Source organism: Nocardioides ginsengisoli (assembly GCF_039537225.1).
GTDB lineage: Bacteria > Actinomycetota > Actinomycetes > Propionibacteriales > Nocardioidaceae > Nocardioides > Nocardioides ginsengisoli.
On the sequence record NZ_BAABAC010000015.1, the window covers coordinates 22,508 to 37,867 of the forward strand.

General features: G+C 71.8%; 14 protein-coding genes. 3 read left to right on the forward strand and 11 right to left on the reverse strand.

Annotated features, from left to right (window positions below; all coding sequences use genetic code 11):
- Window position 1: 1 nt before the first annotated feature.
- The 4 genes from pgl to tkt are packed head-to-tail and all read right to left on the reverse strand — an operon-like array spanning window position 2 to window position 5,662.
- Window positions 2-733 (reverse strand): 6-phosphogluconolactonase, encoded by a 732-nt coding sequence (pgl, locus tag AB4880_RS08490; RefSeq protein ID WP_367918781.1) that lies wholly within the window; start codon window positions 731-733, stop codon window positions 2-4.
- A complete protein-coding gene (gene pgi, locus AB4880_RS08495) occupies window positions 730-2,400 on the reverse strand; it encodes a glucose-6-phosphate isomerase (protein WP_367918782.1) in 1,671 nt (556 codons plus the stop codon). Before pgi ends, pgl begins: the two co-directional genes overlap by 4 nt.
- Window positions 2,401-2,403: 3 nt before the next feature.
- The gene (gene tal / locus AB4880_RS08500) at window positions 2,404-3,519 is read right to left on the reverse strand and encodes a transaldolase (RefSeq protein ID WP_367918783.1); all 1,116 of its coding nucleotides are present in this window, start codon (window positions 3,517-3,519) and stop codon (window positions 2,404-2,406) included.
- Window positions 3,520-3,550: 31 nt separating this feature from the next.
- Complete coding sequence (gene tkt, locus AB4880_RS08505; protein WP_367918784.1) at window positions 3,551-5,662, reverse strand: transketolase; 2,112 nt, start codon at window positions 5,660-5,662, stop codon at window positions 3,551-3,553.
- Window positions 5,663-5,773: 111 nt separating this feature from the next.
- On the opposite strand from tkt, the gene AB4880_RS08510 reads away from it, so the two are divergent.
- On the forward strand, window positions 5,774-6,721 hold the full coding sequence (locus AB4880_RS08510) for a heme o synthase (RefSeq protein WP_367918785.1): 948 nt from the start codon (window positions 5,774-5,776) through the stop codon (window positions 6,719-6,721).
- A 393-nt stretch (window positions 6,722-7,114) separates the two neighbouring features.
- Here AB4880_RS08510 and AB4880_RS08515 read toward each other — a convergent pair whose 3' ends face one another.
- From AB4880_RS08515 to AB4880_RS08545, 7 genes are all read right to left on the reverse strand, one after another.
- Window positions 7,115-8,005 carry a COX15/CtaA family protein gene (locus tag AB4880_RS08515; protein WP_367918786.1) on the reverse strand — a complete coding sequence of 297 codons (891 nt, stop codon included), beginning with the start codon at window positions 8,003-8,005 and terminating at the stop codon, window positions 7,115-7,117.
- A 2-nt stretch (window positions 8,006-8,007) separates the two neighbouring features.
- The gene (locus AB4880_RS08520) at window positions 8,008-8,775 is read right to left on the reverse strand and encodes an ABC transporter permease (protein WP_367918787.1); all 768 of its coding nucleotides are present in this window, start codon (window positions 8,773-8,775) and stop codon (window positions 8,008-8,010) included.
- On the reverse strand, window positions 8,772-9,713 hold the full coding sequence (locus AB4880_RS08525; protein WP_367918788.1) for an ABC transporter ATP-binding protein: 942 nt from the start codon (window positions 9,711-9,713) through the stop codon (window positions 8,772-8,774). Before AB4880_RS08525 ends, AB4880_RS08520 begins: the two co-directional genes overlap by 4 nt.
- 54 nt (window positions 9,714-9,767) lie before the next feature.
- A complete protein-coding gene (locus AB4880_RS08530; protein WP_367918789.1) occupies window positions 9,768-11,450 on the reverse strand; it encodes a flavin monoamine oxidase family protein in 1,683 nt (560 codons plus the stop codon).
- The gene (locus AB4880_RS08535) at window positions 11,447-12,256 is read right to left on the reverse strand and encodes a carbon-nitrogen hydrolase family protein (protein WP_367918790.1); all 810 of its coding nucleotides are present in this window, start codon (window positions 12,254-12,256) and stop codon (window positions 11,447-11,449) included. Before AB4880_RS08535 ends, AB4880_RS08530 begins: the two co-directional genes overlap by 4 nt.
- A gap of 117 nt (window positions 12,257-12,373) precedes the next feature.
- Window positions 12,374-12,829 (reverse strand): Lrp/AsnC family transcriptional regulator, encoded by a 456-nt coding sequence (locus AB4880_RS08540; RefSeq protein ID WP_367918791.1) that lies wholly within the window; start codon window positions 12,827-12,829, stop codon window positions 12,374-12,376.
- Window positions 12,802-14,283: an amino acid permease gene (locus tag AB4880_RS08545; protein WP_367918792.1), complete on the reverse strand. Its 1,482-nt coding sequence runs from the start codon at window positions 14,281-14,283 to the stop codon at window positions 12,802-12,804. Before AB4880_RS08545 ends, AB4880_RS08540 begins: the two co-directional genes overlap by 28 nt.
- A 134-nt stretch (window positions 14,284-14,417) precedes the next feature.
- Here AB4880_RS08545 and AB4880_RS08550 point away from each other — a divergent pair, with 134 nt between their 5' ends.
- Both AB4880_RS08550 and AB4880_RS08555 read left to right on the forward strand, forming a co-directional pair.
- The gene (locus AB4880_RS08550; RefSeq protein WP_367918793.1) at window positions 14,418-14,783 is read left to right on the forward strand and encodes a hypothetical protein; all 366 of its coding nucleotides are present in this window, start codon (window positions 14,418-14,420) and stop codon (window positions 14,781-14,783) included.
- Entirely contained in the window at window positions 14,776-15,225 is a 450-nt protein-coding gene (locus AB4880_RS08555) for a hypothetical protein (protein WP_367918794.1), read from the forward strand. The genes AB4880_RS08550 and AB4880_RS08555 overlap by 8 nt, the downstream gene beginning before the upstream one ends.
- Window positions 15,226-15,360 lie beyond the last annotated feature (135 nt).

Consider the following 15,360-nt stretch of genomic DNA (forward strand, 5'->3'; position numbering starts at 1 on the left):
CTCACAGGGCGCTGGCGGCCTCGTGGTCCAGGAACCAGACCGTCTCGGCCTTGCCCGCGACACCTCGGGCGGGCGTCTCGGCGAGGCTGCCCTCGTCGGCGAGCGCCCGTCGTACGGCGTCGGCCTTGGCGTCGCCGCTGACGAGGAACCAGACCGACTGCGCGCGGTTGAGCGCCTCGAAGGTCAGCGTCACCCGGGACGGCGGCGGCTTGGGCGAGTCGACGATCGGCGCGGTGATCGCATCGACCACGTCGAGCCCCGGATGCCCCGGGAAGAGCGAGGCGATGTGGCCGTCGGGCCCGACGCCGAGCATGAGGACGTCGAAGTCGCCGCGCCCCTCGCTGCGGATCGTGTCGCCGTAGGTGGTCGCGGACTCCTCGACCGTCGCGGCCTCGTCGGAGGCGGGCGCCGAGTAGACCCGGTGGCTGCCGACCTCGTCGAGGAAGGCCGCGCGCGCCTGGGCGACATTGCGGTCAGGGGAGCCCGCGGGGACGTAGCGCTCGTCGCCGAACCAGAAGGTCACGGCTCCCCAGTCGACGCCGGAGGCCGGCGCCAGGCGGGCGATCTCGCGGTGGATCGCGTCGGCGATGGTGCCGCCGGTGAGCCCGATGTCGGGGACGTGGCCCGCGGCCTGGGCGTCGGCGATCCGGTTGAGGAGCTCGCCCGCGACGGCGGTCGCGAGGGTGTCGGCGTCGGGGTGGACCTCGACGAGCGGGGCGGGACGTTCGGTCATCGCGTTCGGTGCTCCCGGTAGTAGCGGATCAGCGCCTGGGTGGAGGGGTCCTGCGCGGCGAGCACGACGGCGTCGCCGTCGAGCGCGGGCGCGATCTGCAGCGCGAGCTGCTTGCCGAGCTCGACGCCCCACTGGTCGAAGCTGTCGATGCCCCACACCACGCCCTGGGTGAACGTGATGTGCTCGTAGAGCGCGATCAGCTGTCCGAGGACGGCCGGGGTCAGCGCCGGCGCCATGATCGACGTCGTCGGCCGGTTGCCGGGGAAGACCCGCGCCGGGACGATCGCCTCGGGCGTGCCCTCGGCACGCACCTCGTCGGCCGTCTTGCCGAACGCCAGCGCCTTGGTCTGCGCCAGGAAGTTGGCGAGCAGCAGCTCGTGGACGTCGGTCGCGCCGTCCTGCAGCGGGTGGGTCGGCGTCGCGAAGGCGATGAAGTCGGCCGGGATCAGCCGGGTGCCCTGGTGGATGAGCTGGTAGAAGGCGTGCTGGCCGTTGGTGCCCGGCTCGCCCCAGAACACCTCGCCCGTGGTCGTGGTGACCGGGGTGCCGTCCCAGCGCACGCTCTTGCCGTTGGACTCCATGGTCAGCTGCTGCAGGTACGCCGGGAACCGGTGCAGCGACTGCGCGTAGGGCAGCACGGCGTGGGACTGCGCGCCGAGGAAGTTGGAGTACCAGACGTTGAGCATGCCCATCAGGACCGGGACGTTGGCGGCCAGCGGCGTCGTACGGAAGTGCTCGTCGATGGCGTGGAAGCCGCCCAGGAACTCCTGGAAGCGGTCGGGCCCGATGGCCACGGCGAGCGACGTCCCGATGGCGGAGTCGACGGAGTAGCGGCCGCCGACCCAGTCCCAGAACCCGAAGGCGTTGGCCGGGTCGATGCCGAACTCCGCGACCTTGTCGAGTGCCGTCGACACCGCGACGAAGTGGCGGGCCACGATCGCCGGGTCGGCCGGCGCCGAGGCGTCGACCGCACGGATGCCGTCGAGCAGCCAGGACCGGCACAGGCGTGCGTTGGTCAGCGTCTCGAGCGTCCCGAAGGTCTTGCTGGAGACGATGAACAGCGTCGTCTCCGGGTCGAGGCCCTCCAGCGTCTGTGCGGCGTCGGTCGGGTCGATATTGCTGATGAACCGGCACTCGAGGCCGTCCTGGACGTACGGGCGCAGCGCCTCGTAGGCCATGACCGGGCCGAGGTCGGACCCGCCGATGCCGATGTTGACGACCGTCGCGATCTGCCGCCCGGTCGAGCCGCGCCAGGTGCCGGAGCGGACGTCGCGCGCGAACGCGTAGACCCGGCGCAGGACGGCGTGGACGTCGTCGACGACGTCCTTGCCGCCGACCTCGATGTCGACGTCGACCGGCTGGCGCAGCGCGGTGTGGAGCACCGCGCGGTCCTCGGTGACGTTGATGTGCTCGCCGCGGAACATCGCGTCGCGCCGCGCGGGCAGCTCGACCTCCTCGGCGAGCGCGACGAGGGCGTCGAGGATCTTCGCGTCGACCAGGTTGCGGGACAGGTCGACGCGGAGGTCACCGGCGTCGTAGGAGAACCGCTCCGTGCGGGTGGGGTCGTCGGCGAACCAGCCCCGGAGCTCGGGCGTGAAGCCGTCGGCGATCCCCGAGAGGGACGCCCAGGCGGCCGTGGTCCGCGGGTCGACGGGAGCAGCCGCCACGCGTCAGGCTCCGGCCGTTCCCGACGACGCCATCTGCGCCTCGACGGTGGCGACCAGCTCGTCCCACGACTTCTTGAACTTGTCGACGCCCTCGGCCTCGAGGACGAGGAAGACGTCGTCGAGGTCGATGCCGACGGCCCGCAGCCCGTCGAACAGGTCGTGCGCGTCGGCGGCCCGGCCGGTGACCTGGTCGCCCTCGACCTCGCCGTGGTCGGCGAACGCCAGCAGCGTCTTCTCGGGCATCGTGTTGACCGTGTCGGCGACGACCAGGTCGGTGACGTAGAGGGTGTCGGGGTAGGCCGGGTTCTTCACGCCGGTCGAGGCCCACAGCGGTCGCTGCGGGTTGGCGCCGGCCTCGGCGAGCGCCTGCCAGCGGCTGGTCGCGAGCACCTCCTCGAAGGCGGCGTAGGCGAGCCGGGCGTTGGCGACGGCCGCCTGGCCCCGCAGCGCGAGCGCCTCGTCGGTGCCGATCTTCTCGAGCCGCTGGTCGACCTCGGTGTCGACGCGCGAGACGAAGAAGGACGCCACGGACTGGATCGTCGACAGGTCGATGCCGGCGTCGCGCGCCTGCTCGAGGCCGGCGAGGTAGGCGTCCATCACCGCGCGGTAGCGCTCGACGGAGAAGATGAGGGTGACGTTGACGCTGATGCCGGCCCCGATGCAGGCGGTGATCGCGGGCAGCCCCTCGAGCGTCGCCGGGATCTTGATCAGCGCGTTGGGCCGGTCGACCGCCGCCCACAGCGCCTTCGCGGACACGATGGTGGCGTCGGTGTCGTTGGCCAGCGTCGGCTCCACCTCGATGGAGACCCGGCCGTCGGCGTGGTGCGCGGCGGCGACGGGCGCGAGCACGTCGCAGGCGTTGCGGACGTCGTCGGTGGTGAGCTCGAAGATCACCTTGTCGACGTCGGCGCCGCCGGCGACCAGGTCGCGCACCTGCGCGTCGTAGCGCTCGCCGTCGGAGATCGCGCTCGCGAAGATGGTGGGGTTGGTGGTCACGCCCACGACGGACCGCTCCGCGACGAGCTCGGCGAGGTTGCCGCTCTCGATCCGCTCGCGGGACAGGTCGTCGAGCCAGATGGACACCCCCGCGTCAGCGAGGGCCTTCAGTCGATCGGTCATGAGATCCTCCTCGTGCGGTGGTGGTGCTGGGTCAGTCGCGGGCCGCCGCGGCGATGCTCTCGCGGGCCGCCTGGGTCACGGCCTCGGGCGTGAACCCGAACTGCCGGAACAGGGTGGCGGCGTCGGCACTGGCGCCGTAGTGGTCGATGCTGACGATCCGGCCGGCGTCGCCGACGTACTCGCGCCAGCCCTGCTTGACGCCCGCCTCGACGGAGACGCGCGCCTTGACGGTCGGCGGGATGACGGAGTCGCGGTAGGCCTGGGTCTGCGCCTCGAACCACTCCAGGCAGGGGAGCGAGACGACCCGCGCGCCGATGCCCTCGGCGGCGAGCTGCTCGCGCGCGGCGACGGCGTACTGGACCTCGGAGCCGGTCGCGATCAGGACGACGTCGGGCTGGCCGCCCTCGGAGTCGATCAGCACGTAGCCGCCCTTGGCCACGTTGTCGGTGGTGGCGAAGCCGTCGACGCCGCGCGGGAACGTCGGGACGTTCTGGCGGCTCAGGATCAGGCCCGCCGGGCGGTCGCTGTTGCGCAGGACCTGAAGCCAGGCCGCGGCGGTCTCGTTGGCGTCGGCCGGGCGGATGATGTCGAGGCCCGGGATCGCGCGCAGCGCGGCGAGGTGCTCGATCGGCTGGTGGGTCGGGCCGTCCTCGCCGAGACCGATGGAGTCGTGGGTCCAGACGTAGACGACCGGCGCCTTCATCAGCGCGCCGACGCGGACCGCGCCGCGCATGTAGTCGGAGAAGGTGAGGAAGGTGCCGCCGAAGACGCGGGTGCCGCCGTGGACGGCGATGCCGTTCATGATCGCGCCCATGCCGTGCTCGCGGATGCCGAAGTGGAGCACGCGGCCCTGGTAGGGGTCGCCCTTCCACTCCTCGACCGAGCGGTCGACCGGCAGGAAGGACGGCGCGTCCTTGATCGTGGTGTTGTTGGAGCCGGCCAGGTCGGCCGAGCCGCCCCAGAGCTCGGGCATGACCGCGGCGACGGCGTTGATGACCTTGCCGGACGCGGCGCGGGTAGCAACGCCCTTGGCGTCGGCCTCGAACACCGGCAGGACGCCCTCGATGCCGTCGGGCAGCCGGCGCTCCTTGATCCGGTGGAGCAGGGCGGCGCTCTCGGGGTGGGCGCCGGCCCACGCGTCGTACTCCTTGTCCCAGGCGGCGCCCCAGGCCTTGCCGCGCTCGATCAGGCTGCGGGTGTGGGCGAGGACGTCGGCCGGCACCTGGAAGGACTTGTCGGGGTCGAAGCCGAGGACCTTCTTGGTGGCCGCGACCTCGTCGGCGCCGAGCGCCGATCCGTGGGCGGCCTCGGTGTTCTGGGCGTTGGGCGCGGGCCAGGCGATGACGGTCTTGAGGACGATCAGCGACGGCTGGTCCTTGACGTCGTCGGCGGCGCGGATCGCGGCGTGCAGCGCCGGGACGTCCTCCTGGTAGTTGGCCAGGTCGGAGTGGTCGTTGCCGGTCCAGTCGACGGTCTGGACGTGCCAGCCGTAGGCCTCGTAGCGCTTCGCGACGTCCTCGTTGAACGCGATGTGGGTGTCGCCCTCGATCGAGATCCGGTTGGCGTCGTAGATGACCGTGAGGTTGCCGAGCTCCTGGGTGCCGGCGATCGACGACGCCTCGCTGCTCACGCCCTCCTCGAGGTCGCCGTCGGAGGCGATCACGTAGACGTGGTGGTCGAACAGCGACGGGCCGTCGCCGGCCTCGGGGTCGAGCATGCCCTTCTCGCGGCGCGCGGCCATCGCCATGCCGACCGCGTTGGCGATGCCCTGGCCGAGCGGGCCGGTGGTGACCTCGACGCCGGCGGTGTGGCCGTACTCCGGGTGGCCCGGGGTCTTGCTGTCCCAGGTGCGCAGCGCCTCGAGGTCGCCGAGCTCGAGGCCGAAGCCGCCGAGGAAGAGCTGGGTGTAGAGCGTGATGGAGGAGTGGCCACAGGAGAGGACGAAGCGGTCGCGCGCCATCCAGTCCGGGTCGGCCGGGTCGTGGCGCATGACCTTCTGGAAGAGCAGGTACGCCGCCGGGGCCAGACTCATCGCGGTGCCGGGATGCCCGTTGCCGACCTTCTGGACGGCGTCCATCGCGAGGACGCGGGCGGTGTCAACAGCCTTGCGGTCGAGGTCGGTCCACTCGAGCTCCGGGATCATGGTGTCGAGCCTACCGAGCGACGTGGTGAGCCTGACACCGGCTGGGTGCCGGAAGCCGGAGACCCACGGGATACACTCAGTGCGCTTCGACCCCTTTCAGCGAGGACTCCTGTGACCTACGTCGACCCGACCAGCCGCGAGCTGCTCGCCGGAGACGACGGACCGCAGAAGGCGACGTTCCGCGATGTGGTGATGGCCTACGTCGGCCTCACCAAGCCGCGCGTCATCGAGCTGCTGCTCCTCACCACCGTGCCGGTCATGTTCTTCGCCGCCCGCGGCGTGCCCGAGCTGGGGCTGGTGATCTGGACCGTCGTGGGCGGGACCTTCTCCGCCGGGTCGGCGTCCGTCTTCAACTGCGTCTACGACCGCGACATCGACGAGCAGATGCGTCGTACCCGCCGGCGGGCGCTGCCCCGGCACATCGTGTCGCCCGGCGCTGCGCTCGTGTTCGGCGTCGTCCTCGGCGTGTTGTCGACCGTCATCCTGGCGCTCTGGGTCAACCCGCTGTCGGCGGTGCTGTCGGTCGCGGCCAACGCCTTCTACGTCTTCGTCTACACGATGCTGCTCAAGCGTCGTACGACCCAGAACATCGTCTGGGGCGGCATCGCCGGCTGCTTCCCGGCCCTGATCGGCTGGACCGCCGTCACCAACGAGCTCTCCTGGGTGCCGATCGTACTCTTCGCGGTCGTCTTCTTCTGGACGCCGCCGCACACCTGGGCGCTCGCGCTGCGCTACCGCGAGGACTACGCGCAGGTCGACGTACCCATGCTGCCCGTCGTGAAGTCGGCGCGCGTGGTCGCGCTGCAGATCGTGATCTACAGCTGGGTCATGGTCGCGACGTCGCTGCTGCTCTGGCCGGTCGCCTCTACCGGACTGCTGTACCCGGTCGTCGCCGTCGTCCTCGGCGCGGTCTTCCTGGTGCAGGCGCACGGGCTGCACCGGCGGGCGAAGACGTCGGACGAGCTGAGCGTGCTGCAGCCGATGCGGCTGTTCCACTCGTCGAACCTGTATCTGTCGCTGCTGTTCGTGGCCGTGGCGATCGACCCGCTGCTGCACTAGCTTGTCTGGCGCGAGCGCGTCGCTCGTTCCTCGCGCCGCGCTGCCGCGCTCGCTGTTGACGTCGTCTCGGCGCCTTGATCGCTGGCGGCAGGACGTCGGCGCGACGGGAGCCACCGCCTTCGTCGGCTCCGGTCGCTCGTGCCTCGCTCCCTGCGCCTTCTCGGCGGTGTTCCCGCCGCAGCCTTCTGTCGGGTGCGGGGCGAGGGATGGAGGGGGCACCGAGTGGCGGTTCGGGCGGCAGGGGTGTCCGCGGGGGCCGATCCGGGCGGGTGGAACAGGTTTCGTTTGGGCAAAGACCGCACGTCCGAGGGCCGGAATGTTGCGGTTTGGGACCAAACCGCAACGGTTTCGCCCCAGATGTTCGGCTGAGCGGAACATCTAGGCCGAGCCGGATCAGACCGCGCCGACCCGCGCGCGGGTCGTCACGACCACCCGCGCCAGCCCCGCCGCGACCAGCGCCGCGCCGAGCATGTGCGCCCCGACGAGGATCTCCGGCAGGTCGGTGAAGAACTGCACGTAGCCGATCAGTCCCTGGGCCAGCTCGACCACCAGCAGCGCCGACGCGAAGGTCGCCACCCACCGGTCGCCCGAGCGTCGGGACGCGACCACGAGCGCCACCGTCAGCGCCACGAGCAGCCACACGGAGAAGCCGTGGACGTGGGAGACGACCTCCGGGTTGAGCCCGGTACGGCGTGAGGAGAGGTCGCCGGAGTGGGGGCCGGAGCCGGTGACGACGGTGCCGAGCCACAGCACGACCCAGCCGACGGCGAAGGTGGCCCAGGCGAGCCGCCGGGACCCGGCGGACGCAGTCGACCGCGCGGGACCGGTGAGGTCGTCGATGATCGACGTGCAGACGCCGACCATCGCCATCGACACCAGCAGGTGCCCGGCGACGATCCACGGGTTGAGGTCGGTCAGCACGGTGATGCCGCCGACGACGGCCTGCGCCGGGATGCCGCCGAGCACGACCAGGCCCAGCGTCCGCACCCGGTCGGCGCGCCGCCAGACGGCGACGACGAAGGCGAGCGCGATGAAGAGCAGCACGTAGGTCAGCAGCCGGTTGCCGAACTCGATGACACCGTGGACGCCGAGCGCGCTGTGGGCGGTGTAGGACTGGTCGGTGCACTTCGGCCAGGTCGGGCAGCCCAGTCCCGAGCCGGTCAGCCGAACCGCGCCGCCGGTCACCACGATCAGGATGTTCGCGACCAGGTTCGCCCAGGCGAGCGGCACGGTCCGGGCCGCCAGCGCGGGCTGGAGGTCGACGATGCGGAACGTGGTGGACACGATCACTCCCACTTGAAGGTTCGGGCGGTCAGCGCGGAGCCGAGGACGGCCCACGCCACGAGCACGACCAGGTCCCGTACGGCGACCGCGCCGTCGCAGGCCGAGCGCATCGCCTCGCCGAGCGCCCCGGAGGGCAGCCAGCGGACGACGTCGCCGAGGCCGCCGTACTGGTCGGCCGGCAGGACGACGGCGCCGCCGGCGAGGAGCAGCAGGTAGACGAGGTTCGCCGCGGCGAGGGTCGCCTCGGCGCGCAGCGACCCGGCGAGCAGCATGCCGAGGGCGGCGAACGCCGCGGTGCCGCACAGCGCGGCCAGCAGGACGGCGAGCACGCCGCCCACGCCCGCAGGGCCGGTCCAGCCCAGCGCCAGCCCGACCCCGCCGATCACCACGAACTGGAAGACCTCGACGAGCAGCAGAGCCAGCACCTTGCCGCCGAGCAGGGTCGCGCGGGACAGGGGAGCGGTCCCGAGGCGCTTGAGGACGCCGTAGCGCCGCTCGAAGCCGGTCGCGATCGCCAGCGAGGTGAACGCCGTGGACATGGTCGCCAGCGCGAGCACACCGGGCGTGAGGACGTCGATCGGCTTGCCGCCGAGGTCGAAGCCGACCTTCTCGACGCCCCGGACCGCGCCGACGAGCACGATCACCGGGATCACGACGGCGAGCAGCAGCTGCTCGCCGTTGCGCAGCATCAGCCGCGCCTCCATCCCGGCCTGCGTCAGCAGCTGGCGTACGGCGGGCGCGGCGCCGGGTGCGGGGGCGAAGGTGCTCACGAGAGGGTCTCCCGTCCGGTCAGCTCGAGGAAGACGTCCTCGAGGTTGCGCTGGCCGAGCGACAGGGACTCCGGCAGCACGTCGTGGCTCGCGCACCAGGCGGCCACGGTGGCGAGGGTCGAGCTGTCGGCCGGGCCGGACAGCTGGATGCTCAGCGGGTCGAGCTGGGTCAGCTCGGTGCCGGCGCCGAGGCGAGCGGCCAGCTCGTCGGGAGCACCCGGCGGGAACGGCTGGGTCACGACGATCCGCAGGGTGGCGACGGTGCCGCCGCGGGTGAGCTCGAGCGGCGTCCCGCTGGCGACCAGCCTGCCGCGGTCGACGATGTGGACCTGGTCGGCGAGGCGCTCGGCCTCCTCCAGGTAGTGCGTGGTGAGGACGACGGTCACGCCGTCGCGCCGCAGCTCCTCGAGCAGCTCCCACACGGCGCGGCGGATCTGGGGGTCCATGCCGGCGGTGGGCTCGTCGACGAACACCAGCTCCGGCCGTCCGACCAGCGCGAGCGCCAGGCCGAGGCGCTGCTGCTGGCCCCCCGACAGCCGTCGGTACGGCGTCCGCCCGCACTCGTGCAGCGCCAGCCGCTCCATCAGTACGCCGATGTCGAGCGGGTGCGCGTGCAGCCGCGCGAAGTGCCGCAGCATCTCCTCGGCGCGCGCGCCGCTCCAGGCGCCGCCGGACTGCAGCATCACGCCGATCCGGGGGAGCAGCTCGCGCCGCTGCCGGACCGGGTCGAGGCCGAGGACGCGCACCGTCCCGCCCTGTGCGCGCCGGTAGCCCTCGCAGGTCTCCAGCGTGGTGGTCTTGCCGGCTCCGTTGGGGCCGAGCACGGCGGTGATGGTGCCGCGCTGCACGGTGAGCGACAGGCCGTCGACGGCCACGGTGTCGCCGTACCGCATCACCAGGCCGTCGACCTCGACGGCGTGGTCAGAAGGGCTTGGCACGGCGACAGTCTAGGAACGGCCCCTCGTGCCTCCGGCATCCGGTCCCGTGTGATCTCACCCGCCCGGCAGCTCGACCGGCGCCAGCTCCGCGAACCGGTCGCCCGGGCCGGGGTTCTCCGGGGCGCTCGCGCCGCCGAAGTGGTGGACGATGCCCCACACCGCGTTGAGCGCGGTGGTGACGGCGCCCTCGGCCCAGCCCGCGGTCCACGAGATGTCGTCGCCGGCGAGGAAGATGCCGCGCTGGTGAGCGGGCAGGTGCTCCTGGACGAAGTGCGCGAACAGCCGGCGCTGGTAGCGGTAGTGCCCCGGCAGGTTGGCCTTGAAGGCGCCCATGAAGTTGGGGTCGGACTCCCACGAGACGGTGATCGGGTCGCCGACGATGTGCGAGGCGATGTCGACGCCCGGGTAGATCTTGCGCAGCGAGTGCAGCTGCAGCCGGACCCGCTCCTCGACCGGCAGCGCCAGCCACTTCAGCGCGTCGTCGTTCCAGGTGTAGGACAGGCAGATCGACGCGGCGCCGTCGTCCTCGAGCAGGTACGTCGCCCGGCTGAGCCGGTCGGTCAGCGTCATGCTCATGACGTCGCGGCCGGTGTCGGGGTCGACGTCCTTCCAGAACGGCCGGTCGACGCGGACGAAGGTCTTCGACGACTGCATGTAGTGGGTCCGCTCCATCGCGGTCCACAGCTCTGAGGGGAACAGCGACTCGTCGACGTCGATCCGCGCGGACAGCAGCCAGACCTGGCAGGTGACGACGACGGCGTCGTAGGTCCGGGCGGTGCCCCAGCGGTCGGTGATCTCGAACCGGTCGCCGTCGGCCGGCATGATCCGCGCGACGCCCGGCATCGGGGAGCCGCCGTGCAGGCTCTCCAGGCTGGTGCCGGCGGGCCAGTGCGCGCAGTCGGGCGTGGCGCTCCAGAGGCCGACCGGCAGCGCCTGCGCGCCGCCGTGGATCATCTGGTGGTCCTCGTCGGCGTTGGTGAAGATGACGCGCAGGATCTCGAGCATCGAGTTCGGGAAGTCGGTGTCCCAGCCGCCGGTGCCGAAGCCGACCTGGCCGAACGCCTCCCGGTGCTTGAACGACCGCGACTGGAACGCCTTGCTGTTGGCGAGGAAGCCGGAGAAGGTCTCCTCGTCGAGCGCCAGCACCAGCTCGTCCCACAGCTCCTTGATCCGCGGGACGTCGCGGTCGGCGAGCGCCTTCTGCATGTCTGCGAAGCCGACCTCGAGGAGCGCCTCGTACCAGGCGTCGGCGACGTCCTTGAGGAAGGCCGGCAGGTCGTCGTAGGTGCGTGCGTAGTGCGAGCGGCCCTCGAGCTCGATGACCGTGCTCGGGGTCGCCTCGGACAGCGGGTTGGGGAAGGGCGAGGTCCGCAGCCCGACCTTGTCGATGTAGTGGAAGAGCGCCTTGGACGAGAGCGGGAAGCGCATGCCGCCGAGCTCGGCGATCGGGCCGTGGGGGCCGCCGAACGGCTGCGACCGGAGGCGGCCGCCGATCTGGTCGGCCTCGTAGATCACGGGCCGCAGGCCCAGGCGCATCAGCTCGTACGCCGTCACGATGCCCGACAGCCCGCCGCCGACGATCGCGACCTCACGGCCGTGGTGGTCGGCCGGGATCGAGCCGAGGCCGGCGGGGCTCTCGAGCAGCTCGTCGTAGGAGAACGGGAAGTCGGGGCCGAGCATGGTCACGCCGGCGTCGTGCTGGGTGGGGGCGTCGGGGGTGGTCTGTGCGGTGGTCATCGGTTCAGGCCTCGGTAGACGTCGGGCCGGCGGTCGGCCAGGTGGGTGTTGGCGCGCCGGGCGTCGGCGAGCGCGGCGGCGGTGATCGTGCCGACGACGAGGGCGGCCTGGTCGTCGGCGCGGGCGAGGTCGACGCCGTCGGCGCCGACGATGCAGCTGCTGCCGCAGTAGGTCAGCTCGTTCTCGGTGCCGGCGCGGTTGGCGTAGACGACCGCCATCTGGTTCTCGTAGGCGCGGGCGCGGACGAGGAGGCTGCTCACCGTCTCGTAGGGGTCCATCAGCGCGGTCGGGCAGGCGAGGACGTCGGCGCCCTCGAGCGCGACCAGCCGGACCTGCTCGGGGAACTCGACGTCGTAGCAGACCAAGAGGCCGACGTTGTAGCCGTCGAGCGCCGCGACGACCGGGTGGCCGTCGCCGGGGACGTAGGCGGCCGCCTCGTCGGGGCCGTAGAGGTGGGCCTTGCGGTGACGGGCGAGGACGGTGCCGTCGCGGTCGACCAGCTCGGCGGAGATGTGGACGACGTCGCCGTCGCGCTCGGGCCAGCTCCAGGCGATCGCGAGGCCGCGCTCCTGTGCGATGGCGGCGACCGCCTGGGCCATCGGGCCGCCGGCGGGCTCGGCGAGCTCGGCGGCGTAGGCGCCGATGTCGTAGCCGGTGAGGGTCAGCTCGGGGCACACGAGCAGCCGCACGCCCTGGGCGGCGGCGTCGGCCGCGGCGGCGTCCAGCGCCGCGAGCGCGGCGGGGACGTCGCGCAGCGGGCCGTCGGCCTGCCAGGCCGCGACGACGAGATCAACGGTTTCGGTCACGGGCTCACGCTATTGCCGGGGCGACGCACGATCGAGAGGCGCGCGTTGCCAATCTATGGCGATCTGTTGCGTCGAATCAGCCACAATGAGTGATCCGTTGCGCGGGATGCGGTTGGCTTACGAGGGGAGGCTGCCCTGCTCGCGCCGGACCAGCGGCGACAGGACCAGCTCGCTCTTGGTGCGGACCATGAACGGCTCGCTCGCGATCCGCTCGACGACCTGCTCGAAGTGCCGGATGTCGGCGGCGAGGATGTGCAGGATCGCGTCGGCCTCGCCGGTGACCGTCGAGGCCGACACCACCTCGGGATGCTTGTCGACGGCCTTGAGGATCTCGCCGGGCGTCGTCGAGCCGCGGCAGTAGATCTCGACGTACCCCTCCGTCGACCAGCCGACGACGGCCGGGTCGACCCGCACCGTGAAGCCGGTGATGGCGCCGGACGACACGAGCCGGTCGACCCGTCGCTTGACTGCGGGCGCGGACAGCCCGACCTGGTCGCCGATCTGGGCGAAGGTCGCTCGTCCGTCCTCGAGGAGGACGCCGATGATCAGTCGGTCGAGCTGGTCGAGCTGCATGCGCCCATTGTGTCGGAGTTGAGGCGCGAGTGGTGGCGGCCGTAGCCGGCGTACAGGGCCAGGCCGAGCACCATCCAGCCGAGGAAGACGACCCAGGTGGACAGGCCGAGGCTGAGCATCGCGTAGCAGCAGAGCAGCGCCCCCGCGATCGGTACGACGGGCGCGAACGGCACCCGGAACGCCCGCGGCAGGTCGGGGCGCGTCCGCCGCAGGGTCAGGACGGCGACGTTGACCAGGGCGAACGCGAAGAGCGTCCCGATCGAGGTGGCGTTGGCGAGCTCGCCGAGCGGGATCGAGGCGGCGAGGACGCTGACGAAGAGGCCGACGACCAGGGTGTTGGCACGCGGGACGCCGGTACGCCGGTCGACCCGGGCGAAGATCGGGGGCACCAGGCCGTCGCGCGACATCGCGAACAGGATCCGGATCTGGCCGTAGAGCACGGTCAGCACCACGCTCGCGATGGCGACGACCGCGCCCAGCGACAGTAGCCCCACCGCGAGCGAGCCGCCGCCCGCGTTGTCGACGATCCGGGCGAGCGCGGCCTCGGTGCCCTCGAACCGGCGCCACGGCAGTGCGCCGACCGCGGCCAGCGCGACCAGGCAGTAGAGGACCGTGACGATGCCGAGCGACAGCATGATCGCCCGCGGCAGGTCGCGCTGCGGGTTGCGCGCCTCCTCGCCGGCGGTGGAGGCGGCGTCGAAGCCGATGTAGGAGAAGAACAGCGTCGCCGCGCCGGAGCTCATGCCGGCCAGTCCGAGCGGGAAGAGCGGGGTCATGTTGCCCGCGCGGAAGGCGGTGAACGCGATCGAGCAGAACAGCAGCAGCGCGAGGATCTTCACGACCACCATCACGGTGTTGACCCGGGCGCTCTCGGTGACGCCCCGGAGCAGGACCAGGGTCGCGAGGACGACGACCACCAGCGCGGGGACGTTGAAGTAGCCGCCGGCGCCCGGCGGCTGGCTCCAGGCGTCGGGGATGGTGACGCCGAGCGTCGCGTCGAGGAGCTCGTTGACGTACTGGCCCCAGCCGACGGCGACCGCGGCCACCGAGACGCCGTACTCGAGGATGAGGCACCAGCCGCAGACCCACGCGGCGAGCTCGCCGAGCGTCGCGTACGAGTAGGAGTACGACGAGCCGGCGGCCGGGATCATGCCGGCCAGCTCGGCGTACGACAGGGCCGAGAGCAGGGCGATGACGCCCGCGAGCACGAACGAGATGACGACCGCGGGGCCGGCCACCGGGACCGCCTCGCCGAGCACCACGAAGATGCCGGTGCCGAGCGTCGCGCCGATGCTGATCATGGTCAGGTGCCAGACGCCGAGCGTGCGGCGCAGCGTCCCGCCCTCGCCGCTGCCGGCGTCGGCGACCAGGCGCTCGACGGGCTTGCGGCGGGTGAGCTGGGCGCCGAGGGAGACGGCCGGGGCCGACGGGGCGACGGGCGGTGTGGAAGTCACGACGAGAAACCGTACGTGGGGTGATCGGCGTCACGTAAGCAACGTGAGTTGCGCTGCGGCACAAGATTCTTGCGCGAGAGGCCTCTTCGATGGCGCTTTGTTTCGCCGCCGCCGCGCGCCCTACGCTGGCGGCCGTGACTTCCTGGCTCTACGGCGCGGCGCTCGTCGTCGCCGGCCTGGCCGCGGTGCTCCTCGTCGTCGACCTGATCCGCGACCGCGCCGCGCAGGACTCCCACTACATCGCGCTGGCCGTCGTCGAGCTGCTCATGCTCGTCCAGCTCGTCGTCGGGGTGGTGGCGCTCTCGCGCACCAGCCGCGACATCGAGGGCGCCGTCTTCGTGAGCTATCTGGTCACCAACGCGATCATCCCGGTCGTCGCGGCGTTCTTCTCGCTCGCCGAGCGCTCGCGCGTGGGGACGACGATCCTGCTGCTCGCGGTCGTGACGGTGGCGGGGCTGGAGCTGCGGCTGTGGGATGTGTGGGGAGGTCCGCATGCCTGACGTTCCGGGTGCCTCGGGGGCCGAGGGGGCGGGGGAGCGCGGCGAGGTGGCGGCGTTGTCGCACGGCTGGGGTCGGGCGCTGGTCTTCGTCTACGGCCTGTTCGCGGTCGCTGCGACCGGGCGCTCCGCCGTCCAGCTGGGCCTCGAGCCGGGCAAGGCGCCGCTGGCGTACTCGCTGTCGCTGGTCGCCGCCGTCCTCTACCTGGTGGCGACCACCTGCCTGCTGCTCGGCGGCCGGACCGGCTGGCGGATCGCCGGCATCGCGGTGACCATCGAGCTGCTCGGCGTGCTGTCGGTCGGGACGCTGAGCTACCTCGCGACCGACCTCTTCCCGGACAAGACGGTGTGGTCGCACTTCGGCCAGGGCTACGGATTCCTGCCGCTGGTGCTGCCGGTCGCGGGTTTGGTGTGGCTTCGGCATACCAGTCCAACGGCAACGTAGCGGGGGAGAAACCTCTGCGGTTTGGTCCCAAACCGCAATATTCGGGCCCTCGCGGTTGCGGTTTGGGACCAAACCGCAACAGTTCGACCCGGCCGAAAAGTGTGGGTAAGGCGACCCTTCCTTGAACCCACCCAC